This is a genomic window from Viridibacillus sp. d25.2 (assembly GCF_055456015.2).
The window spans coordinates 661,180-684,822 of sequence record NZ_CM196652.1; the positions used below are offsets into that span (position 1 = coordinate 661,180).

The following is a 23,643-nucleotide window of genomic DNA, read 5'->3' on the forward strand; positions in this document are numbered from 1 at the left end:
GAATAGAAGGAGAACAATATGATAGAACGCTATACTCGTCCCGAAATGGGCGCAATTTGGACAGAAGAAAACAAATATCAAGCTTGGTTGGAGGTTGAAATCTTATCATGTGAGGCTTGGGCTGAACTGGGTGATATTCCAAAAGCGGATGTTGCAAAAATCCGTGAAAATGCAGGGTTTGATATCAATCGTATTTTAGAAATTGAAAAAGAGACTCGTCATGATGTAGTTGCATTCACGCGTGCTGTTTCTGAAACTCTAGGAGAAGAACGTAAATGGGTACATTACGGTTTAACTTCTACGGATGTTGTAGATACTGCTCTTTCTTATTTAATTAAACAAGCTAATGAAATTTTACGTAAAGATATTAAAAACTTTATCGAAATTTTAGAGAATAAAGCGAAAGAACATAAATACACAGTAATGATGGGCCGTACACATGGTGTTCATGCTGAACCAACTACATTTGGTTTAAAACTGGCTTTATGGTTAGAAGAAATGAAACGAAATTTAGAACGCTTCGAAGCATCTGCTGAAGTAATTGAAACAGGTAAAATTTCGGGTGCGGTTGGTACTTATGCTAACATCGACCCGTTTGTTGAAAAATACGTTTGCGAAAAATTAGGATTACAAGCATCACCAATTTCAACACAAACTTTACAACGTGACCGTCACGCACAATACATGGCGACTTTAGCTTTGATTGGATCTTCAATTGAGAAATTTGCGACTGAAATTCGTGGTTTACAAAAATCAGAAACACGTGAAGTGGAGGAATTCTTCGCAAAAGGTCAAAAAGGTTCATCAGCAATGCCTCATAAACGTAATCCAATTGGTTCTGAGAATATGGTTGGTATGGCTCGTTTACTTCGCGGTTACATGATGACAGCTTATGAGAACGTGTCACTATGGCATGAACGTGATATCTCACATTCATCAGCTGAACGAGTAATTTTACCAGACGGTACAATCACTCTTAACTATATGTTAAATCGTTTCGCGAATATCGTGAAAAACTTAACAGTATTCCCTGACAATATGAAACGCAATATGGATCGCACATTTGGCCTTATTTATTCACAACGTGTATTACTTGCTTTGATCGACAAAGGTCTAGCACGTGAAGAAGCGTACGATACAGTACAGCCCCTAACTGCAAAAGCTTGGGACGAACAAGTTCAGTTCCGTGGACTAGTTGATGCAAGTGAGAAAATCACTGCTCATTTATCAAAAGAAGAATTAGATGATTGCTTCGATTACAATTATCACCTACAACATGTAGATACAATTTTTGAACGTCTTGGATTAAACTAAACCGGGGGAATTAACAGTGGAAAAAGGTCAACTTTTGTATGAAGGAAAAGCTAAAAGATTGTACTCAACAGCAGAAGAAAATATTTTGTTTGTTGAGTACAAAGATAGTGCTACAGCATTCAATGGAGAGAAAAAAGAAGAAATTGCAGGTAAAGGTATTTTAAATAATAGCATTACAACTTTAATTTTCGATAAATTAAAGTCAGCAGGAATCGAATCTCACTTCGTTGAACAAATTTCAGAACACGAACAGCTTGTAAAAAATGTCGACATTATTCCAATTGAATTGGTTGTCCGCAATATTGCAGCAGGTAGCCTTGCAAAACGACTTGGATACGAAGAGGGTACAACTCTTCGTCGTCCAATCGTTGAATTTTATTACAAAAACGATGATCTCGGAGATCCGCTCATCACAACAGAGCATATTGAAATATTGAATATCGCTACACCAGAAGAAGTGCAAGCTCTTTATGACAATGGCTTAAAGGTGAATGAAGTTCTCCGTCCATTATTCCTGGAAATAGGTGTTACTCTAGTAGACTTCAAACTAGAGTTTGGGCGTGATGCTAATAATCAAGTACTATTAGCAGATGAAATTTCACCAGATACTTGCCGTCTTTGGGACGTAGAAACAAATCAAAAACTTGATAAAGACGTTTTTCGCCGTGATCTTGGCAATTTAACAGATGTTTATACAATCATATTAGAACGCCTAGGAGGACTATCAAAATGAAAAAGGTAAAAGTTTATGTAACATTACGTGAAAGTGTATTAGATCCACAAGGTTCTGCAGTGAAAGGTTCATTGCACACAATGGGCTACAAAGAAGTTGCAGACGTTCGTATTGGTAAATATCTTGAATTACAAATCGAACCTTCTGACCGTGACTTAAATGTAGTGGTAAAAGAAATGTGCGAAAAATTACTCACAAATACTGTTATTGAAGACTACCGTTTTGAAGTCGAGGAGGCTAACTAACTATGAAGTTCGCAGTACTCGTTTTCCCAGGATCGAACTGTGATTTAGACATGTATCACGCAATTAAGGACGAACTTGGTGAAGAAGCAGAATACGTATGGCACGATACAAAAGATTTAAGTAGTTATGACGGTATTTTACTACCAGGTGGATTCTCTTACGGAGATTACTTACGTTGTGGAGCGATTGCTCGCTCTTCAAACGTTATGACTGAAGTAGTAAAAGCTGCTGAAGCAGGGAAGCCGATACTTGGCGTTTGTAATGGTTTTCAAATTTTAACGGAGGCAGGTTTACTTCCAGGTGCTCTTCTCCGTAATAAAAACTTAAAATTCATGTGTCGTACTGTTGATTTAAAAGTAGTTAACAACAATACACAATTTACAAATCAATATGCAAAAGATGAAGTAATAAAAGTACCTATCGCTCATGGTGAAGGAAATTACTACTGTGATGAGGATACTTTGCAATCATTAAAGGACAATAACCAAATTGTTTTCACTTATTCTAGCGAAAATCCAAATGGTAGTTTAGAAGATATTGCAGGAATCGTCAATGAACGCGGTAATGTACTTGGTATGATGCCTCACCCAGAGCGAGCAGTGAATGAATTAATTGGTGGCTCAGATGGCCTTGCAGTATTCAAATCAATCGTCAAACAGTGGAGGGAAACACATGTCAATCAAGCTTGAACCAACACAAGAGCAAATTAAAGAGCAAAAACTCTATGCACAAATGGGCTTGTCAGATGAAGAATTTGCGCTAGTTGAAAGTATTCTAGGACGTCAACCGAACTGGACTGAAACTGGTCTGTTTTCAGTAATGTGGTCAGAGCACTGCTCATATAAAAACTCTAAACCAGTGCTACGTAAATTCCCAACTAAAGGACCTCGTGTATTACAAGGCCCTGGTGAAGGTGCAGGAATTGTCGATATCGGCGATGACCAAGCCGTTGTGTTCAAAATGGAATCACATAATCACCCGTCTGCAATTGAACCTTACCAAGGTGCAGCAACAGGTGTTGGCGGTATTATCCGTGATGTGTTCTCAATGGGTGCACGCCCGATTGCTATGTTAAATTCTCTACGCTTTGGTGAGTTGAAAACACCACGTGTAAAATATTTATTTGAAGAAGTAGTGGCAGGAATTGCAGGCTACGGTAACTGTATAGGTATTCCAACAGTTGGTGGCGAAATTCAATTTGATGATTGTTACGAAGGGAATCCACTAGTAAATGCTATGTGTGTCGGTTTAATCGATCATAAAGACATTCAAAAAGGAATTGCTTCAGGTGTAGGTAACCCAGTAATGTACGTTGGAGCTAAAACGGGTCGAGATGGTATTCACGGAGCAACGTTTGCTTCTGAAGAATTAAGTGAATCATCAGAAGAAAAACGTCCTGCTGTACAAGTTGGAGATCCATTCATGGAGAAATTACTTCTTGAAGCATGTTTAGAATTAGTGAAATTTGATTCACTAGTTGGAATTCAAGATATGGGTGCTGCAGGCCTAACTTCATCATCTGCCGAAATGGCTTCTAAAGCAGGTTACGGTATTGAAATGAACTTAGATCTAGTACCTCAACGTGAAACAGGTATGACAGCTTATGAAATGATGCTTTCAGAATCCCAAGAGCGTATGTTGATCGTTGTGAAAAAAGGGCATGAAGCTGAGATCGTTACGTTATTCGAGAAGTATGGTTTAGATGCTGTAACAATCGGTCATGTAACTGACGATAAGATGCTTCGCCTTATACATAAAGGAGAAGTTGTAGCAGATGTTCCTGCAGATGCACTTGCAGAAGAAGCGCCTGTCTATTATAAACCTTCAGCAGTACCAGCTTACTACAATGAATTCCAAGCGATGGAAAATGTAGAGCCAACAGTTGACGACTATAAAGAAACTTTAATTTCACTATTAAAACAATCTACAATTGCTTCTAAAGAGTGGGTTTATGATCAGTATGATTATCAAGTACGTACATCAACAGTTGTAGCACCAGGATCTGATGCAGCAGTTGTTCGCGTACGTGGTACGAATAAAGGTCTTGCAATGACAACTGACTGTAACTCTCGTTATATTTACTTAGATCCAGAAGTGGGCGGTAAAATTGCCGTAGCAGAAGCAGCTCGTAACATCGTTTGTTCAGGCGGTAAGCCACTTGCAATTACAGACTGTTTGAACTTTGGTAACCCAGAGAAACCAGAAATTTTCTGGCAAATCGAAAAATCAGCTGACGGTATTTCAGAGGCTTGCATAGCACTTGAATCCCCAGTAATCGGTGGTAACGTTTCTCTTTACAATGAGCGTAGTGGTGTAGCTGTTTATCCAACACCAACAATCGGTATGGTTGGTTTAGTAGAAGACCTAGCTCATGTTACAACACAACAAGTAAAAGATGCAGGAGACTATATCTACTTAATCGGTGATACAAAAACTGAATTTGGTGGATCAGAGCTTCAAAAAATGCAAAATGAAGGCCGTATTTTCGGTCTAGCACCAGAAATCGATTTAACTGTAGAAGCAACACGTCAAGATTCGTTATTAAAAGCTATTCAACAAGGGTTAGTTGCATCAGCACATGATGTTGCTGAAGGTGGCGTAGCTGTTGCATTAGCGGAAAAAACATTCGGAACAAAATTTGGAGCAGAAATCATCTTAGAAGGTTCGGCAGTAACTGCTTTATTTAGTGAATCGCAATCTCGTTTCTTAGTGACAGTTAAAGCTGAGAATGCACAAGCATTTGAAGCAGCTGTAAAAGATGCTCGAAAAATTGGTGTTGTTTCAGCAGATGCCACTTTGAGTGTTCGCGGTGAAAATGGTTCTACATTAATCGAAGGTTCAGTTGCAGAATTCCAAGATGCTTGGAAAGGGGCAATACCATGTTTGGTGAACTCAGAGGCTTAAATGAAGAATGTGGCGTGTTTGGGATTTGGGGTAATGAAAACCCAGCGCAGCTTAGTTATTATGGTTTACACGCACTACAACATCGTGGTCAAGAAGGGGCTGGAATTGTTGTCCAAGATGGCAAGCAACTTCGCGCTGTAAAAGGCGAGGGCCTTGTGAACGACGTATTTAGTGAAGGTAAATTGGAAGGCTTAAAAGGACAAGCAGCAATAGCTCATGCACGTTATACGACAGCAGGAGGCGGCGGAATTGAGAATGTTCAGCCGCTGCTGTTCCGCTCATCAACAGGCAGTTTATCAATTGCACATAATGGAAATTTAGTTAATGCAAATCACTTAAAACAACATTTAGAACGTCAAGGTAGCATCTTTAACTCAACTTCTGATACGGAAGTACTTGCCCACTTGATTAAGAAAAGTACACATCCTACATTCCTGTCAAAAGTGAAAAATGCTCTTTCCCTGTTAAAAGGTGCATTTTCAATCTTGATGTTATCTGAAGAAGGTTTAATCGTAGCTCGTGATCAACATGGTTTACGTCCGTTAGCACTTGGTAAATTAGGTGACAGCTGGGTTGTTGCTTCTGAAACTTGTGCGTTCGATTTAATTGGCGCAGAATTCGTTCGTTCAGTAGAACCAGGAGAATTACTTGTTATTAATGATTCTGGAGTGAAGTGCGATCGTTTTGTAGAAACAGCTAATCGTGCAATGTGTGCGATGGAATATGTATATTTAGCACGACCTGATTCAGAAATTGGTGGTATTAACGTGCATATGGCACGCAAACGTATGGGGAAAACACTCGCAAAAGAATGTGCTCATATAGAGGCAGATGTTGTAACTGGTGTTCCTGATTCAAGTATTTCCGCAGCAATTGGTTTTGCTGAAGAGAGTGGTATTCCTTACGAATTAGGTCTTATTAAAAATCGTTATGTTGGCCGTACTTTTATTCAACCGACACAAGAGTTACGTGAACGTGGTGTGAAGATGAAATTATCACCAGTACGTCAAGTTGTTCAAGGAAAACGTGTTGTAATGGTAGATGATTCAATTGTTCGTGGTACAACTTCAAGACGTATCGTCAAAATGTTGAAGGAAGCTGGAGCGGCAGAAGTACATGTTGTCATTAGTTCCCCTCCAATGACAGACCCATGTTACTACGGTATTGATACATCTTCGTCCGAAGAACTTATAGCTTCTAGTCATAATGTTGAAGAAATCCGTGATGCAATTGGTGCTGATACGGTAACGTTTTTATCTGTTGAAGGCATGGTAGAATCTATTGGCCGTCAACATGAAGGTCCAGAACGTGGTCTATGCTTAGCATGTTTTACTGGAAAATATCCAACAGAAATTTTCCCTGATACTATCTTGCCACACGAAAAAGAACTTTTACGTTAAGGAGACGATCTACATGTCGAAAGCATATGAACAAGCAGGCGTTAATATAGAAGCAGGCTATGAAGCAGTCCAAAGAATGAAATCACACGTTGAACGTACAGCTAGAAAAGGCATCATGGGTTCGTTTGGTGGCTTTGGTGGCATGTTCGATTTGTCCGAATTAAATTTGAAGGAACCCGTTCTTATTTCTGGAACAGATGGTGTTGGGACAAAACTAAAACTAGCATTTATGACAGATAAGCACGATACAATCGGCGTAGACTGTGTAGCAATGTGTGTCAACGATATCGTTGCACAAGGCGCAGAGCCATTATACTTTTTAGATTACGTAGCAGTTGGTAAAGCTGAACCTGCTAAAATCGAGCAAATTGTTAAAGGTGTTGCTGATGGTTGTGTTCAAGCAGGCGCAGCATTAATCGGCGGAGAAACAGCTGAAATGCCAGGTCTTTATGAAGAGGACGAATATGATTTAGCGGGCTTTGCAGTAGGTGCTACTGAAAAAGCGAACATCGTAACAGGCGAGAAAATTTCAGAAGGTGATGTTCTTGTTGGACTAGCTTCTAGCGGTATTCACTCAAATGGTTATTCTCTAGTTCGTAAAGTCGTTTTTGCTGATAATGATTTCACACCCGAAACAATTGTTGATGGCTATGAAAACTTAGGTCCAATTGGTGAAGCTTTATTAGTACCAACGAAAATTTATGCCAAACCTGTTTTAGCAATGTTAAAAGAGTGTGAAGTTCATGGCATGGCACACGTTACAGGTGGTGGTTTCTACGAAAACCTACCGCGTATGATGCCTGAAGGACTAGCAACTGAGATTGATTTAGGCACTTGGCCTGTATTACCTGTCTTTGAATTCTTAAAAGAGAAAGGTAATCTACAAGAGCGTGATTTATATAATGTCTTCAATATGGGCATTGGTTACGTGCTTTCAGTACCGGCTTCTGAAGCAACTCGCATTATTGAGATTGCGAAACAGCATGGTGAAAAGGCGTACGAAATCGGCCGTGTTGTGAAAGGTGAAGGTGTTCTATTCAATGGTAATCATGATGGGAGCCTAACTAATGAGTAATATCGTTTCCATTGCAGTATTCGCATCAGGCAGCGGTTCTAATTTCCAAGCTATTGAAGAGGCTATTGAACGCGATGAATTGAATGCGAAAATTGAGCTTGTTGTGACGGATAAGCCAGGTGCTTATGTCGTTGAACGTGCTAAAGCAAAAAGTATTCCTGTATTAGCACTAAGCCCGAAGGATTTTGATTCAAAGGTAGCTTATGAGCAAGCCATTTTAGCTAAGCTTTATGAATATGAAGTAAAATGGATTGTTCTTGCGGGATATATGCGTTTAATCGGTAAAACATTATTAGATTCGTATACTTCGAAAATTGTCAATATTCACCCTTCTCTATTACCTTCGTTCCCTGGTAAGGATGCTATTGGACAGGCAATGGCACATCGGGTGAAAGTAACGGGTGTAACTGTTCACTTTGTAGATGCTGGAATGGATACAGGCCCAATTATTGCTCAGCGTGCTGTAACAGTTACTGATGGTGATCGCGTGGCAACTGAGCAAGCAATTCATGCTATTGAGCATGAGCTTTATACAGAAGCGTTAAAGGCAACTTTAAAATAATTAAATAATTGGAACCAGAGCTTTGAGCTTTGGTTCTAATACATAGAATTACAACTCGCTTTCAAATTTAAGGAGGAAATAATTGTGACAAAACGTGCGTTAATTAGTGTCTCTGATAAATCAGGTGTTTTAGAGTTTGCTAAAGAGTTAGAGGCATTAGGCTATGAAATTTTATCAACTGGCGGTACAAAAAAACATTTACAAGAAAATGGTGTAGCAGTAACTGCTGTTGACCAAGTAACAAACTTCCCAGAAATTTTAGGTGGACGTGTTAAAACATTGAACCCGCTTATTCATGGTGGATTACTTGCAAAACATGACGATCCAGAACACCAAGCTCAAATGGAAGAGCATGGTATTCAACCAATTGAAATCGTTTGTGTCAATCTATACCCATTCGTTGAAACAATTTCAAAGCCTGATGTAACAATTGTTGATGCTATTGAAAACATTGATATTGGTGGCCCGACAATGCTTCGTTCAGCCGCTAAAAACCAAAAATATGTAACTGTCATCGTCGATTCAAATGATTACGCAACAGTGTTAGCAGAGCTAAAAACAGATGATCAAACAACACTTGAAACACGTCGTCGTCTAGGTGCAAAGGTATTCCGTCATACAGCTGCATACGACTCGTATATTTCTAACTACTTAACAGAATACACTGGAGAAGAATTCCCAGAGCAAATGACTTTAACATACGAATTAAAACAACCACTTCGTTACGGTGAAAATCCACACCAAAAAGCAGCTTTTTACCAGAAGCATTTAGGCTCAGATTTCTCAATCGCATCAGCGGAGCAATTACATGGTAAAGAACTTTCTTACAATAATATTCAAGATGCAAATGCCGCACTTCAAATTATCAAAGAATTTGATGCACCAGCTGCAGTAGCAGTAAAACATATGAATCCATGTGGTGTTGGTACAGCTGAAACAATCTCTCAAGCATTTGCGAAAGCATATGAAGCAGATTCAACTTCTATCTTCGGTGGTATCATTGCTTTGAATCGTGAAGTAGATATAGCAACAGCAGAACAACTAGCTGAAATTTTCTTAGAAATTATCATTGCACCTGCATTCACTGCTGAAGCACTTGAAAAGTTATCAGCGAAGAAAAATATTCGCTTACTAACAATCTCATTCGCACAAGAAAAACGCGATGCATTCAACACAGTTTCTGTTGAAGGTGGTTTACTTGTTCAAGAGCCAGATCATTTTGGCTTAAAAGATGGAGAAGTAAAAGTAGTAACAGATCGCGAACCGACTGAAGCAGAATGGGCAGCAATGAAGCTTGGCTGGTCAGTTGTAAAACACGTTAAATCAAATGCAATCGTTGTAACAGATGACAAAATGACATTAGGCGTTGGTGCTGGTCAAATGAATCGTGTAGGATCAGCAAGAATCGCATTAGAGCAAGCTGGTGAAAAAGCAAAAGGTGCTGCACTTGCATCAGATGCATTCTTCCCAATGAATGATACTGTAGAAACTGCTGCAAAAGCGGGCATTACAGCAATCATCCAAACAGGCGGCTCAATCAAAGACCAAGACTCAATCGACAAAGCAAACGAATACGGCATCACAATGGTATTTACCGGAGTAAGACACTTTAAACATTAAATGCTTCAGGCGCTTGCCCAGCTGCGAGGTCGTTGGAAGGCGGAAGCCAAAGTCGCTCTTAGACTTTGAGCGCCCGACTGAAACGACCCGAGTAGCTAGCGCCTGAAGCTGGATATGCTAAGTAAGGAAGGCAACCTAAATGCGCGACGTCGTGTCGCAACGGTTGCATGACCAACGTCCTGTTGGCCCAAGGCGCTCGTTCATCGGCGACAAGCACTGGAACTTTCGAATCGAAAACATCTTTCAGTTTTCGAGCGAGAAAGTGGAAGTGACCTCGAGAGTCTGGCCGCTGAGGCTGGATATGCTGATTAAGGAAGGCAACCTAAATGCGCGACATCGTGTCGCAACGGTTGCATGACCAACATCCTGTTGGCCCAAGGCGCTCGTTCATCGGCGACAAGCACTGGAACTTTCGAATCGAAAACATCTTTCAGTTTTCGAGCGAGAAAGTGGAAGTGACCTCGAGAGTCTGGCCGCTGAAGCTGGATACACTTAAATGCTGAAGCGGCCCGTCAAGATTCGACAAGCACTGGAACTTTCGAATCGAAAACATCTTTCAGTTTTCGGCCGAGAAAGTGGAAGTGACCTCGAGAGTCTGGCCGCTGAAGCTGGATATGATAGTTAAGGAACACACCGATTAACCATCGGCGTGTTCCATTAATTTATAGGAGGAAAATTTAATGAAAGTATTAGTCATTGGTAGTGGCGGTCGCGAACATGCAATTGCCAAACAATTTGCAAATGCAGCATCTGTTGAGAAAGTATTTGTAGCTCCAGGTAATGATGGTATGAAAAATGATGCAGAGTGTGTTGCAATCGACGTTTTCAACTTTGCGGAGCTTATAGCTTTTGCTAAAGAGCAGTCAATTGACTTAACATTTGTTGGACCAGAACAACCTTTAGTAGCTGGTATCGTAGATGCTTTCCAAGAAGAGGGTTTACTCATTTTTGGTCCAACTAAGGCAGCGGCTAAAATCGAAGGAAGTAAATCCTTTGCCAAAGAACTAATGCAAAAATACAATATCCCAACAGCCGCTTCCGCAACTTTTACTGAAGCAGAAGCTGCAATTGCACACGTGCAAAAAATGGGTGCTCCAATTGTTGTCAAAGCAGATGGTCTAGCTGCTGGAAAAGGTGTAATCGTTGCTTTAACTGAGGAGGAAGCGATTGAAGGCATCAAAGACATGATTGGTAATCAACGCTTTGGCGATTCTTCTTCTCGCGTTGTAATAGAAGAATTCCTTGATGGAGAAGAGTTTTCTTACATGTCATTTGTACATAATGGCCAAATTTATCCGATGGTTATTGCACAAGATCATAAACGTGCTTATGACGGCGATAAAGGTCCAAATACAGGTGGAATGGGTGCCTACTCTCCTGTACCTCAAATTTCTGATGCCGTTGTTAAACGTGCATATGAAGAAGTAGTGGTACCGACTGTTCAAGCAATGACAACTGAGGGTGCAACATTCACTGGGATTTTATATGCAGGGCTTATTTTAACTGCTGAAGGTCCAAAGGTAATTGAATTTAATGCACGTTTCGGTGATCCTGAGACACAAGTTGTATTACCACGTATGGCTTCTGACTTTGGTGAATTTATAATGGCGTTAATGAATGAAGAACCTTACACATTGGAATGGTCGGACGATGCAATGCTAGGTGTAGTAATCGCTTCTGAAGGATATCCTGGCGATGTAAAAAAAGGTGCCAAGTTACCTCCACTTGAAAAACTATCAGCCAATTTCGATGTATTCCATGCAGGTACTAAGCTAGAAGGAGAGCGCTTTGTTGGGAACGGTGGTCGTGTTCTACTAGTTACTACAAAGGCTGTATCATTGAAAGAAGCACAACAAAAAGTATATGAAGGTTTATCTAAAGAAACGTGGGAAGGCTTTTACCACCGTTCAGATATTGGTTGGCGTACGATGAAGTAATACGAAAAGCTGTCCGATTAAAAGGTCGGACAGCTTTTTGTACAGTATGGGAGTTATGAAGTAGTTGAGTTAGATATTGTTCTTTTTTTGATCATTAGACTGGTTTTTAGAATTGCTGTTTTGGGCGTTATTCTTTTCACCATTAGTATTCGAATTACTATTGGAACTACTATTTGTATTAGTATTCGAATTTCCACCAGCAAAATCCTTCATCAATTGATCAATATTCGGAATGATACTTCCAGCTTGACCGCCAAAAGCACTCGTCATAGAGCTATCCACAACGGATTTCATAGTGGTGCTCATCATAGCTTTTGTTGGACAATACTTTAAGATACCTTCCGCTGTTTTCATAGCACCGAAAATAATCATCAATCGGCCACCAGTACAATTAGAATCGCGCGAAATTTTACCAATACCAAATGCAGTCATAGTTATACCACAAGTTAACCGCATAAAAGCATTTTTCGTACTTAAGTTTTCTGATTGTGTCAATTAATTCACCCTCCTATACAAATTTTCCCACAAAAGTGTTACTAAAAACTTTGTTTTCCTAAATTGCTGTGATACGATAATTCAATAATGGCAAAACAGTATTAAATCCTATTTTTGACATAAATTAAATAATCGCTTTAACGAGCATAAAAATAATAAAGAAAAGAGAAAGGAGATGGATGTAATGCAAGAACCCTTGTGGAAAATCAGTCAAATCCGTCAACAAATAGCCATCATTGATGGTAAAGAAGCACCTAACATTGTAATTAAAAACGCGCGTTATTTACATGGAGTATATAAACAATGGATCCAGGGGAATATTTGGATTGAAAAAGATCGTATTATATACGCAGGGCCTAATATGCCAACAAATACAGCGACAACTGAGATTGTTGATGCTGAGGGACAGACAATTGTTCCAGGATACATTGAACCACATGTTCATCCATTTCAGCTTTATAATCCCCAATCCTTTGCGGATTATGCAGCTCAACTTGGAACAACGACATTCCTATCCGATAACTTAATGCTATTTTTAGCAATAAAAAACAAGAAAGCGTTTTCAATTTTAGACCAATTAAAGAAGCTTCCTTTTTCATTTTACTGGTGGGCGCGATTTGATTCGCAAACAGAGCTTGAAAATGAGCATGATCTCTTTACTACAAAAGCAATTAATGATTGGCTTGAACGAACAGATGTCATGTTAGGTGGAGAGTTAACAGGCTGGCCAAGATTATTAGCAGGCGATGACCAAATGCTTTATTGGTTAAAACTTGCAAAATCCCATGGCAAAAAAGTCGAAGCACATTTACCGGGGGCATCTGAAAGAACATTAACTCGTATGAAATTATTTGGTGCAGACGGGGACCATGAATCCATGACTTTAGAGGAAGTCGAAAATCGTATTTTGCATGGATATGCCGTGACATTACGTCATTCATCCATCCGACCAGATTTACCTATACTTTTGAAAGATATCCTTGAGAAAAAGTTGAATATTTTCGATCATTTAATGATGACAACAGATGGTGCTACACCTTCATTCCATAGAGATGGTGTAATGGACAAATGTATTCAAGTTGCCCTTGATGCTGGTGTAGATCCAATTGATGCCTATCAAATGGCGTCTTATAATGTCGCACGCTATTATGATATGAGTAATTTACACGGGCTTATTGCTACAGGACGTTATGCAACATTAAACTTTTTAGAAAATGAATTTAATCCAGTGCCTGTCAGTGTATTATCAAAAGGTGTTTGGTTAAAACGAGAAAATAAAAAGGAATTCACCCTACCATCAATCGATTGGTCAGCAATGGATACATTCGATTTGAAATTTGAATTATCAGATGATGACTTCCAATTTTCGATGCCATTTGGGATTCAATTAGTAAATGATGTAATAACAAAACCATATAGCATATCCGTTCATACGAATGAAGGCAAACTTCACACAGACCATGATGAATGCTACTTAATGTTAGTTGATAAAAATGGAAAATGGCGTGTGAATACTTTGATAAAAGGATTCGCGACACATCTCCAAGGTTTTGCATCCTCGTATTCAAGTACAGGAGATATAATTTTAATAGGAAAAAATACAAAAGATATGTTAATAGCTTTCAACGAAATGAAAAAAATGAAAGGCGGTATCGTAATCGTTGAAGATGGAAGAGTTGTAGAAAACTTACCACTTTCAATTGGAGGAGGATTATCCGCCGAGCCTGTTGAACTATTAATAGAACAAGAATTAACACTCAAGAAGGCTTTGCGTGAGCGTGGCTATAATCTTGGTGATGCTATTTATACTTTACTGTTTTTACAATCTACACATTTACCTTATATTCGGATTACTCAACGCGGTATTTTCGATGTGATGAAGAAAACCGTTCTATTCCCGTCCGTTATGAGATAGGAGGAAATCTTTTGAAAAAGAAGTTGATGGTAGGGCTACTAGTACTTGGGGTTTTAATAGTCGGATGCTCTAAAGAGAAAGAAGTGAAGGAAGAAAAGAAGGAACCAGAAAAAACGGCAGTGCAAGCAGAAGTAGAGAAAAAGACTTTTATTACACCGTTTACTGGATTAGAAGTAGAGCAGAAACCAAAGATGCGTCCCGTAATGGTGACTATTAATAATCATCCGCAAGCTCGTCCTCAATCTGGTCTAACTTCGGCTGACCTTGTTTATGAAATGGTAGCAGAAGGCAATATTACTCGTTTACTAGCAGTATTCCAAAGTGAGCTACCAGAGAATATGGGACCTGTTAGAAGTGCTAGAGATTATTTTGTTGATCTAGCAAAAGGTTTAGACGCATTTTATATCGCACATGGCTATAGTCCAGAGGCAAAAAGTATGTTGAGTAGCGGTGTAGTGGATAATATTAATGGTATGCAATATGATGGTTCTTTATTTAAACGTTCAACGGATCGTGTAGCACCTCACAACTCCTATATCTCGGAAGATAATGTAAAGTTGGGGTTTGAAAAGGTGGGAGCCTCACAAAAAATGAATAAAAAAATACCTTTCTCTTTTTATGAGTCCGCTGAAGATGTTAAAATAGAAAAAGTTATATCGAAAATAGATATTCGTTATGGTGTTGATGAGCAATTCCATAACACTTATAATTATAATGAAGACAGTAAATTATACGAACGTCAATCTGGCGGTATTGTCACAAAGGATTTATTAAATGATAAATCTGTACAAGTTGCCAATGTGTTATTTTTTGAAGTGAATCAAAGTACTGTTGATCAAAAGGGACGTCAATCGCTTGATTTGACTTCAGGTGGAAGTGGTTATGTCTTTCAAGCTGGGCAAAAGCTAGATGTTAAATGGCGAAATGTAGATGGTGTACTGGCACCATATGCAGATGATCAACCTATTAAACTAGTGCCTGGTAAGTCGTGGATTCATCTCGTACCTTCCAATCCTGGATTAGCAAAAGCGGTCACATATGAACCTTAATGAAGGAAAGGGGGAATGAAGCATGCAAATAGAAAAAATTAGAGGTCATCAAACAGAACAACTCTTTAAAGCTGTTTTGGAGTTAAATGATATAGAAGAATGCTATAAATTCTTTGATGATTTATGTACAATAAGCGAAATCCAATCTTTAGCACAACGTTTTGAAGTAGCACATTTATTACGCCTGAAAAAAACGTATGAGACAATTAAAAAGGAAACAGGTGCTTCTACAGCAACTATTTCTCGCGTGCGTCGTTGTTTTGATTATGGAAATGATACGTATGATGAAATGCTTGGCCGCCTTTATCCAGAGGAAAAACCTTTTCTAGCTCCTAAAGACTGAGAAGCTGTATAGCAAATATAAAGAAACCGACTGAGCAGATGTCTGTTCAGTTTTTTTCTTGTGAAATAAAATTTTGATCAATTCTTTCTAGCTATGCCGATTTTACAATTGAGGGCATGTTTGACTAATGTATACTGGTAATTAGAGAAAAACTTGGTTGTTCCTTGGCTAAGTCTAATAGATATTAATATTACAGATAGGTGGGTTAAAATGGAGTTTCAAAATTGGCGTCATGTATTTAAAGTTGATCCAGCAAAACCAATGACGGATGAGGTACTAGAACAATTGTGTGAATCAGGCACAGATGCAGTAATAGTTGGTGGTACGGATGATGTGACAATCGATAATGTATTGGATTTATTGGTAAGGATTCGACGTTTTACTGTACCCGTTGTTTTGGAAATTTCTAATTTAGAATCTGTTACACCAGGTTTCGATTATTACTTTATACCGACAGTGTTAAATAGCAAGGAAACAACTTGGGTAAAAGATTTGCATCATCAAGCGATTAAAGAATACGGGGATATTATGGTGTGGGATGAACTATTTGCAGAAGGCTATTGCATATTAAATGCTGATTGTAAGGCTGCAAAAGTGACGGAAGCAAATACTGAGTTAGATATAGATGACGTAGTTGCTTACGCTAGAATGGCTGAAAATCTTTTTAATTTACCCATTTTTTATTTAGAATATAGTGGTACTTACGGGGATCCTAATATAGTAAAAGATGTTCAAGATGTTTTAGTAAATACACGATTATTTTATGGTGGAGGCATTTCTAACGCTGAACAGGCAAAGGAAATGGCTCAATCAGCAAATACCGTTGTAATTGGCAATATTATTTATGAAGATTTAAAAGCAGCGCTTAGTACAGTAAAAGCTGTGAAAGAAATATAAAACTATAGTATAATCAGGAACAAATGTTTGTATTGTAAAAAGGTGGTGCGTTATGGAGCAGCTAACGAATAATTTATTAAAGGGAATGAACCCTGAACAGGCAGAAGCCGTGAAAACAACAGAAGGTCCATTGCTAATAATGGCAGGAGCAGGATCAGGAAAAACGCGTGTACTAACTCATCGTATCGCGTATTTAGTAATTGAAAAAAAGGTTTATCCTTCGAAGATATTAGCCATCACTTTCACGAATAAAGCAGCACGTGAAATGAGAGATCGTATTGACGGACTATTAGGTAACGGTACTGGTGCACAAATGTGGGTATCGACATTCCACTCTATGTGTGTACGAATTTTACGTCGGGATATCGACCGTATTGGCTACAACAAAAACTTTTCCATTCTAGATACAACTGATCAATTAACGGTAATTAAAAACGTTTTGAAAGAGTTAAATATTGATCCTAAACGTCATGACCCACGTTCTATGTTAAATGCGATTAGTTCTGCGAAAAACGAATGTATCGATGTTGAAACATATAAAGCGCAAGTGAGTGCAACAAACCCATACGAAAAAACAGTTGCAGATGTCTATGAAAGTTATCAAAGACGTTTGCGAAAAAACCAATCACTAGATTTTGATGATTTAATCATGATTACTATTCGTTTATTCCAACAAGTGCCTGAAGTACTTGAATATTATCAAAATAGATTCCAGTACATTCATGTGGATGAATATCAAGATACGAACCACTCTCAATATCAATTAGTCCAAATGCTTGCGAAGAAATTCCAAAACATCTGTGTTGTTGGTGACTCTGATCAATCAATATATCGTTGGCGCGGAGCAGATATCCAAAATATTTTATCTTTTGAAAAAGACTATCCTAAGGCAAAAGCGATCATGCTAGAACAGAATTACCGCTCATCTGCACGCATCCTTCAAGCGGCGAATGACGTCATAAAAAATAACACTAGTCGCTATCCAAAAGAACTTCGTACGGAAAATGCTGAAGGTGAGAAAATTGCTATTTCACGTTCTTATGATGAGAAACAAGAAGCGCAATTTGTCATACAAACAATTCAAGAATTAATGTTAAAAGACAATCGTTCACTTGATGATTTCGCCATACTTTACCGCACAAACGCACAATCACGTGCAATGGAAGAAGTACTTGTAAAGTCGAACATGGCTTATACAATTGTTGGAGGCACGAAGTTCTATGATCGTAAAGAGATAAAGGATTTACTAGCATACTTACGTTTAATTGCTAATAATGACGATGATCTATCTTTAGCACGAATTATTAACGAACCAAAACGTAGTATTGGTGCAACTTCTTTTGATCGTATGGCGCAATTCGCATTCGAACAAGATCGTTCTATTTTTGATGCATTAAGAGAAGTTGATTTTATGGGCTTGCCTGCAAGAGCAGCTAATGCAGCAGCAAAATTCCATGCGATGATTTCAGATTTTACACGAATGCAGGAATTTTTGTCTGTAACAGAACTAGTTGAGCAAGTACTCGAAAAATCAGGCTATCGTGAGATGTTGAAAACTGAAAAAACGATTGAAGCAGAAAGCCGCTTAGAGAATATCGATGAATTTTTGACAGTTACAAAAGCATTTGAGGCGCAAAGTGATGATAAGACGCTCGTTGCCTTCTTAACAGATTTAGCACTTATAGCAGACATTGATTCTCTTGATAAAGAGGATGAGTCTAAAGGTAGCGTTGTCTTAATGACAATGCACTCTGCAAAAGGATTAGAGTTCCCAGTCGTTTTCGTCATTGGTATGGAAGAAAATATATTCCCACACTCACGTTCATTGCAAGATGAGGATGAAATGGAAGAGGAGCGTCGTCTAGCCTATGTTGGTATCACGCGTGCAGAGGAGAAACTATTCTTAACTTGTGCACAAACACGTACTATTTTTGGTCGTAGTAGTTATAATAATCCATCAAGATTCCTACAGGAAATTGATAATGAGATTATTGAAGATATTTCGGCTAACAGTAACAGTGCTAGTGTTGGACGTTCACCGCGTCAGTCAGGTTTTGCTACATCAAAAGCACAGACAACTCGTACAGTAGTGACAAAACCAGCTTATACACAATCTGGTGGTGAAAAACTTGGATGGGCTTCTGGTGACAAAGCATCTCATAAAAAATGGGGTGTCGGTACAGTTGTTAGCGTCCGCGGTGAAGGGGATAATGTTGAGTTAGATATTGCTTTCCCGAGCCCGACAGGTATCAAACGATTATTAGCAAAATTTGCGCCTATCGATAAAGTATAGGCGTAGTTGCGGAGGAAAATGAATGGACAAAATTCAACTGGAAAAGCGTGTAGCTGAACTAAATGAGCTTCTTCATGAATATGGACATGCCTATTATGTACTGGATAAACCGATTGTTTCAGATGCAATTTACGATCAATTATTAAATGAGTTAATCGTAATTGAAAAAGAAAACCCTGATTTAATATACCCGGATTCTCCTACACAACGCGTAGGAGGGGACATATTACAAGGATTCCGAAAGGTTACACATGACTATCCAATGCTTAGTCTTTCTAATGCGTTTAACGAAGCGGATTTGAATGACTTCGACAGAAGAGCACGTGCCATTATCGGTGACAATTTTAATTATATTTGTGAATTAAAAATTGATGGTTTAGCGATTTCACTGCGCTATGAAAATGGCGTTTTTGTAGTGGGATCAACACGCGGTGATGGTCAAATTGGTGAAGATATTACAGAAAACTTAAAAACAGTTCGTTCTATACCGCTACGTTTAAAAGAGTCGGTTTCCATTGAAGCTCGTGGAGAATGTTATATGCCAAAACGATCTTTCACAAATCTAAATCAGGCACGTGCAGAAAAAGGCGAGGAATTATTCGCAAATCCTCGTAATGCAGCGGCTGGATCGCTTCGTCAACTAGACCCTAAAATTGCAGCAAGTCGTAATTTATCTACCTTCATTTATGCTATAGGAGGTAGTGGTGAGGCTTATAATTTAGACAGTCATAGTGAAGCATTAGATTATATGGATAAGTTAGGTTTCCACACTAATAATGAGCGCCGTGCATGTAAAGATATTAAAGAAGTAATGGCTTATATTGAAGAATGGACAGAAAAACGTCCAGAATTGCCGTATGAAATTGATGGTATTGTCATTAAAGTAAATCGTTATGATCAGCAAGAGGAGTTAGGTTTTACAGCGAAAAGTCCTCGTTGGTCTATCGCGTATAAATTCCCAGCTGAAGAAGTAGTCACTAAAGTTCTAGATGTTGACCTGACTGTTGGTCGTACAGGTGTTGTTACCCCTACAGCTATACTTGAACCAGTTCTTGTAGCAGGGACAACAGTTGGACGCGCAACATTGCACAATGAGGATATTATCCGTGAAAAGGATATCCGAATCGGAGACCAAGTTATCATTCGTAAAGCAGGAGACATCATCCCTGAAGTTGTTTCAGTATTGTTTGACCAACGTAGTGAAGATTCGGTTCCTTATGAAATGCCGACACATTGTCCTGCTTGTGACAGCGAGCTTATACGTATAGAAGGCGAGGTCGCACTTCGTTGCGTGAATCCACAATGCTTCGCACAAATTTCAGAAGGCATGGCCCATTTTGTATCACGAAATGCGATGAATATTGATGGGTGCGGGGAAAAAGTTGTAGAGCAATTATTAAAATCTGATCTTGTCAAAGATGTATCAGACCTATATAAATTAAATGTAGAGGAACTAGTCCAGTTAGAGCGTATGGGCGAAAAATCAGCAAATAATTTAGTCCAAGCTATTGAAAATTCGAAAGGAAATTCAATGGAGCGCTTATTATTCGGCTTAGGTATTCGTCATGTTGGAGCAAAAGCAGCACGCGTATTATCTGAAGAATTTGGTTCTATTCAAAACTTAATGAAGGCTACAACGAACGAACTTGTAAATGTAAGTGATATTGGTGAGAAAATGGCTGAATCATTACTTTCATATTTTGAAAATGAAGAAGTTCAAGCATTAATACAAAGGCTTTCTGATACAGGTGTCAACATGGACTTTAAAGGTAAAAAAGTAAATGTGGCTGACATAGAAAGTATATTTTCTGGCAAGACAGTTGTTTTAACCGGTAAATTAGAACAATTGACACGACAAGATGCAAAAGAGAAAATAGAACAGTTAGGTGGTACAGTTACTGGCAGTGTTAGTAAGAAAACAGACCTAGTAATTGCTGGAGAAGAAGCAGGCTCAAAACTAGCTAAAGCTGAACAACTTGGCATAGAAGTTTGGGATGAAAATCGCCTTCTTCAAGAATTAACTGTGTAAAGGAGATCAAGATCATGAAACGACTTCGCTGGATACCGGCGATGATTGTTGTTACCATGCTTGCAGGTTGCGTTCCATCATTAAAGAATGACACGGAAGTAGTACAAAGCGATGCTAAAGACAAGGAAGAAGCAACGATCATTCCTAATTTGCAACTTGATGACCAATACTACCGTACTCTTTTACCTTACAAAGAAAGTGCAAGTAGAGGTTTGATTGTTTCAAATATTTATTCTAAATACGATATAACAGAAGCAGAAAGTGGATTATTACGTTTATCACAAAATGCATTTGACCCAAGTAAGTACTTTTTCCAAGAGGGTCAATATTTAGATAAGAAAACAGCCACTTCATGGCTTATGCGTAGTTCTCAAGAAGATGATGGTTTAAATCCTGCTACTAACAACAAAATGTCACCAACAGAACGTGCTAAAAATGCACCTATCTATTTGGCACATATCGTAGAACAAAATTATCTTGAAAAAGCAGGCAAAAATAAAGTGAAGCTTGCAGGTGTTTCAATCGGTTTGGCACTAAACTCTATTTACTATTATCAAAAAGAAGATTATGGTGCAACTTATGAAGAACCAATACCTGAACCGGCTTTAACAGAACAAGGGAAAAAAATTGCTGCTCAAGTCATCCAACGATTACGTCAAAAAGAGGGACTAGAAAACGTTCCAATGGTTGTTGGGCTATTTAAACAGCAAAGTCGTAGCGCCATCGTTCCAGGCACATATATCTCTTACGGAATTGTAGATGAGGGATCTAATAAAGTGTCAGAATGGAAACCGCTTAAAGAGGAATACGTGTTATTCCCAACAAATGATACTAAAGAAAAAGAAAACTATCGTGAAATGAATCAGTATTTTAAAAAATTTAAACAAGATATTGAAAAGTACTTTTCTAACTATACAAATGTTATTGGAACAGGATTCTATCAAAATAATGAAATTAAAAAGTTAAAGATAGATATTCCGATTAAATTTTATAGTACTTCTGAAATTGTTGGTTTCACCCAATTCATGGCTGGGGCAGTAATTGATCAATTCCCTAAAGGCTTAAAGGTTGAGGTCAATGTTACTTCAGTTAATGGACCAGAGGCATTAGTAGTAAAAGAGGCTAATTCAAGTGAGCCAGATGTTCATATTTATAATGATTAGTTTTTAAAGAAAAAGTCCGACGAATCTGTCGCACTCTCAGACTGTAGATAAACTCGAAGAAATTCGAGTTTATCTATGGTCTTTTTATTTTAAAATATATAAGACCGTTGATTTCCGCTACGGTGGACGCTTTCCGCGGGCGGTCGCCAAGCCGCTTCGTCGCTATGCTCCTGCAGGGTCTTGGACTGCCCCGCTTTTCCCGCAGGAGTCGCCACCTCCGCTCCAATCAACTAAACATGTAATAAAAACAGACCTTTTGAGACGATGAAAGATAGTGACGAGATCCTTTCTGACTGAAGATAGACTCCAAGAAATTTGAGTTTATCTATGGTCTTTTTTTAGGCTCTTTTTACCTTTACTGTTGATTTTCTATAACGCAACCTTGTGCAAAATTACGTTAAAAAAGACGATATTAAGTCCGTTTCCAATACTAACTATTCACCAGTCATTAAAAGATACGGTTTGGAAGTATTATCATATTCAACAAGAAGAATAACGTTATGTTCTTTGACACTATAGATTTTAGCACCTATTGGTAGCTTTGTTGCCATACCTTCTTTTATACTCCCTAATTCCTCTGATTTTGTTAGCTTTTCTTTATTAACCCAATCAATACCGTATTTATAGACTCCTTCATCAAATTCAAATATGTCAGCGTTCTTATCAGCCTTTAAGACTTGCTCCTTGCTTAATACTCCTCCATCTACCTGATTTTCTGAACAACCAAATAAAAAAAATAAGAGTGAAAAAGCTATATATATTCTTTTCAAATAAAAACCTCCTCTTTAGAACAATAATAATACACACCATTAATCCCCGTTCTCTTAATTACAAAGAAATGCATTGCAAATGTCATTTTTGCAATGCTGATTCCAATAATAACAAATACTATCTATCACTAATTACGGTGCAAAAGATGGCGTTCTAGATAAGACCGTTGATTTCCGCTATGGTGGAAGCTTTCCGCGGGCGGGCGCCAAGCCGCTGCAGGGTCTTGGACTGTCCCGCTTTTCCCGCAGGAGTCGCCACCTCCGCTCCAATCAACTACATATGTAACCAAGGATATGACCATTTCGAATGCCTTTTGTCGAAAAACTGAGAGTGCGACGAATCTGTCCCACTCTTTTACTTTTGTAGAAAATATGAAAACCATACTTATTTGTGTCGATAAATTGTATAATCTGAAGGTAGTCAATTATCTCTATTCATTTCCGTTATAATGGATTGGGATTATATTGAGGTCGTTAATAGAGGAAAGAAAAGCCTTTATTTTCAAGCGTTTGGCGATACTTTAGCGAAAAGTATCGCCTTGCATAAATATTACTAAAAATGATATTATTATCGGTATGGTTATTGAATTCGGAGGTGTGAAGAATGGCGAATATTTCAAAAGAAGAAGTGAAGCACGTTGCTAACTTAGCTCGTCTAGCTATTACAGAAGCTGAAGCTGAAAAGTTTGCACAACAATTAGGTGCGATTACTAAATTTGCAGAGCAACTTAATGAGTTAGATACTACTAATGTTGAACCTACAACACATGTCTTACCACTTGTAAACGTTTTACGTGAAGACGTTGCAGTGAAAGGTTTAGATCGTGAAGTTATGATGTTAAACGTAAAAGAACAAGTAGACGGCTTAGTTAAAGTACCACCAATCATTACAGAATAAT

Annotated in this window: 20 protein-coding genes; 18 read left to right on the plus strand and 2 right to left on the minus strand. The window is 38.5% G+C overall.

All coding sequences use genetic code 11. The features are described 5' to 3' along the window. Positions 1-18 precede the first annotated feature (18 nt). The 10 genes from purB (at position 19) to purD (ending at position 11,790) form a co-directional block, all read left to right on the plus strand. Entirely contained in the window at positions 19-1,314 is a 1,296-nt protein-coding gene (gene purB, locus ACZLO7_RS03310) for an adenylosuccinate lyase (RefSeq protein WP_464939256.1), read from the plus strand. Positions 1,315-1,330: 16 nt separating this feature from the next. Beyond that, positions 1,331-2,047 carry a phosphoribosylaminoimidazolesuccinocarboxamide synthase gene (gene purC, locus ACZLO7_RS03315; RefSeq protein WP_464939255.1) on the plus strand — a complete coding sequence of 239 codons (717 nt, stop codon included), beginning with the start codon at positions 1,331-1,333 and terminating at the stop codon, positions 2,045-2,047. After that, on the plus strand, positions 2,044-2,292 hold the full coding sequence (gene purS / locus ACZLO7_RS03320) for a phosphoribosylformylglycinamidine synthase subunit PurS (protein WP_038178699.1): 249 nt from the start codon (positions 2,044-2,046) through the stop codon (positions 2,290-2,292). The genes purC and purS overlap by 4 nt, the downstream gene beginning before the upstream one ends. 2 nt (positions 2,293-2,294) lie before the next feature. Continuing rightward, a complete protein-coding gene (gene purQ / locus ACZLO7_RS03325; RefSeq protein WP_427735670.1) occupies positions 2,295-2,981 on the plus strand; it encodes a phosphoribosylformylglycinamidine synthase subunit PurQ in 687 nt (228 codons plus the stop codon). Then, positions 2,965-5,196 (plus strand): phosphoribosylformylglycinamidine synthase subunit PurL, encoded by a 2,232-nt coding sequence (purL, locus tag ACZLO7_RS03330; RefSeq protein WP_464939254.1) that lies wholly within the window; start codon positions 2,965-2,967, stop codon positions 5,194-5,196. The genes purQ and purL overlap by 17 nt, the downstream gene beginning before the upstream one ends. Further along, entirely contained in the window at positions 5,172-6,596 is a 1,425-nt protein-coding gene (gene purF, locus ACZLO7_RS03335; RefSeq protein WP_464939253.1) for an amidophosphoribosyltransferase, read from the plus strand. The genes purL and purF overlap by 25 nt, the downstream gene beginning before the upstream one ends. Before the next feature lie 13 nt (positions 6,597-6,609). Beyond that, a complete protein-coding gene (gene purM / locus ACZLO7_RS03340) occupies positions 6,610-7,671 on the plus strand; it encodes a phosphoribosylformylglycinamidine cyclo-ligase (RefSeq protein WP_464939252.1) in 1,062 nt (353 codons plus the stop codon). Next, positions 7,664-8,233, plus strand: a complete 570-nt coding sequence (purN, locus tag ACZLO7_RS03345) for a phosphoribosylglycinamide formyltransferase (protein ID WP_464939251.1) — start codon at positions 7,664-7,666, stop codon at positions 8,231-8,233. Before purM ends, purN begins: the two co-directional genes overlap by 8 nt. 84 nt (positions 8,234-8,317) lie before the next feature. Continuing rightward, positions 8,318-9,853 (plus strand): bifunctional phosphoribosylaminoimidazolecarboxamide formyltransferase/IMP cyclohydrolase, encoded by a 1,536-nt coding sequence (gene purH / locus ACZLO7_RS03350; protein ID WP_464939250.1) that lies wholly within the window; start codon positions 8,318-8,320, stop codon positions 9,851-9,853. 680 nt (positions 9,854-10,533) lie between these two features. Beyond that, positions 10,534-11,790 carry a phosphoribosylamine--glycine ligase gene (gene purD / locus ACZLO7_RS03355; protein WP_464939249.1) on the plus strand — a complete coding sequence of 419 codons (1,257 nt, stop codon included), beginning with the start codon at positions 10,534-10,536 and terminating at the stop codon, positions 11,788-11,790. Between the two features lie 69 nt (positions 11,791-11,859). Here purD and ACZLO7_RS03360 read toward each other — a convergent pair whose 3' ends face one another. After that, positions 11,860-12,285: a hypothetical protein gene (locus ACZLO7_RS03360; protein WP_464939248.1), complete on the minus strand. Its 426-nt coding sequence runs from the start codon at positions 12,283-12,285 to the stop codon at positions 11,860-11,862. A 184-nt stretch (positions 12,286-12,469) separates the two neighbouring features. Here ACZLO7_RS03360 and ACZLO7_RS03365 point away from each other — a divergent pair, with 184 nt between their 5' ends. From ACZLO7_RS03365 to ACZLO7_RS03395, 7 genes are all read left to right on the plus strand, one after another. Beyond that, positions 12,470-14,200, plus strand: coding sequence for an adenine deaminase C-terminal domain-containing protein (locus ACZLO7_RS03365; RefSeq protein ID WP_464939247.1), 1,731 nt, complete (start codon positions 12,470-12,472; stop codon positions 14,198-14,200). An 11-nt stretch (positions 14,201-14,211) separates the two neighbouring features. Beyond that, a complete protein-coding gene (locus ACZLO7_RS03370; protein WP_464939246.1) occupies positions 14,212-15,249 on the plus strand; it encodes a DUF3048 domain-containing protein in 1,038 nt (345 codons plus the stop codon). 22 nt (positions 15,250-15,271) lie between these two features. Then, positions 15,272-15,592: a YerC/YecD family TrpR-related protein gene (locus ACZLO7_RS03375; RefSeq protein ID WP_427750037.1), complete on the plus strand. Its 321-nt coding sequence runs from the start codon at positions 15,272-15,274 to the stop codon at positions 15,590-15,592. A 210-nt stretch (positions 15,593-15,802) separates the two neighbouring features. Further along, positions 15,803-16,489 (plus strand): heptaprenylglyceryl phosphate synthase, encoded by a 687-nt coding sequence (pcrB, locus tag ACZLO7_RS03380; protein WP_464939244.1) that lies wholly within the window; start codon positions 15,803-15,805, stop codon positions 16,487-16,489. Positions 16,490-16,541: 52 nt separating this feature from the next. Further along, positions 16,542-18,782, plus strand: coding sequence for a DNA helicase PcrA (pcrA, locus tag ACZLO7_RS03385; protein ID WP_464939243.1), 2,241 nt, complete (start codon positions 16,542-16,544; stop codon positions 18,780-18,782). A 22-nt stretch (positions 18,783-18,804) separates the two neighbouring features. Continuing rightward, positions 18,805-20,811, plus strand: coding sequence for an NAD-dependent DNA ligase LigA (gene ligA, locus ACZLO7_RS03390; protein WP_464939242.1), 2,007 nt, complete (start codon positions 18,805-18,807; stop codon positions 20,809-20,811). A gap of 14 nt (positions 20,812-20,825) precedes the next feature. After that, on the plus strand, positions 20,826-21,974 hold the full coding sequence (locus tag ACZLO7_RS03395; protein ID WP_464939241.1) for a CamS family sex pheromone protein: 1,149 nt from the start codon (positions 20,826-20,828) through the stop codon (positions 21,972-21,974). A 434-nt stretch (positions 21,975-22,408) separates the two neighbouring features. On the opposite strand, the gene ACZLO7_RS03400 is transcribed toward ACZLO7_RS03395, so the two are convergent. After that, positions 22,409-22,744: a hypothetical protein gene (locus ACZLO7_RS03400; RefSeq protein WP_464939240.1), complete on the minus strand. Its 336-nt coding sequence runs from the start codon at positions 22,742-22,744 to the stop codon at positions 22,409-22,411. A gap of 604 nt (positions 22,745-23,348) precedes the next feature. On the opposite strand from ACZLO7_RS03400, the gene gatC reads away from it, so the two are divergent. After that, a complete protein-coding gene (gene gatC / locus ACZLO7_RS03405; protein ID WP_427750029.1) occupies positions 23,349-23,642 on the plus strand; it encodes an Asp-tRNA(Asn)/Glu-tRNA(Gln) amidotransferase subunit GatC in 294 nt (97 codons plus the stop codon). The last annotated feature ends 1 nt before the right edge of the window (position 23,643 follow it).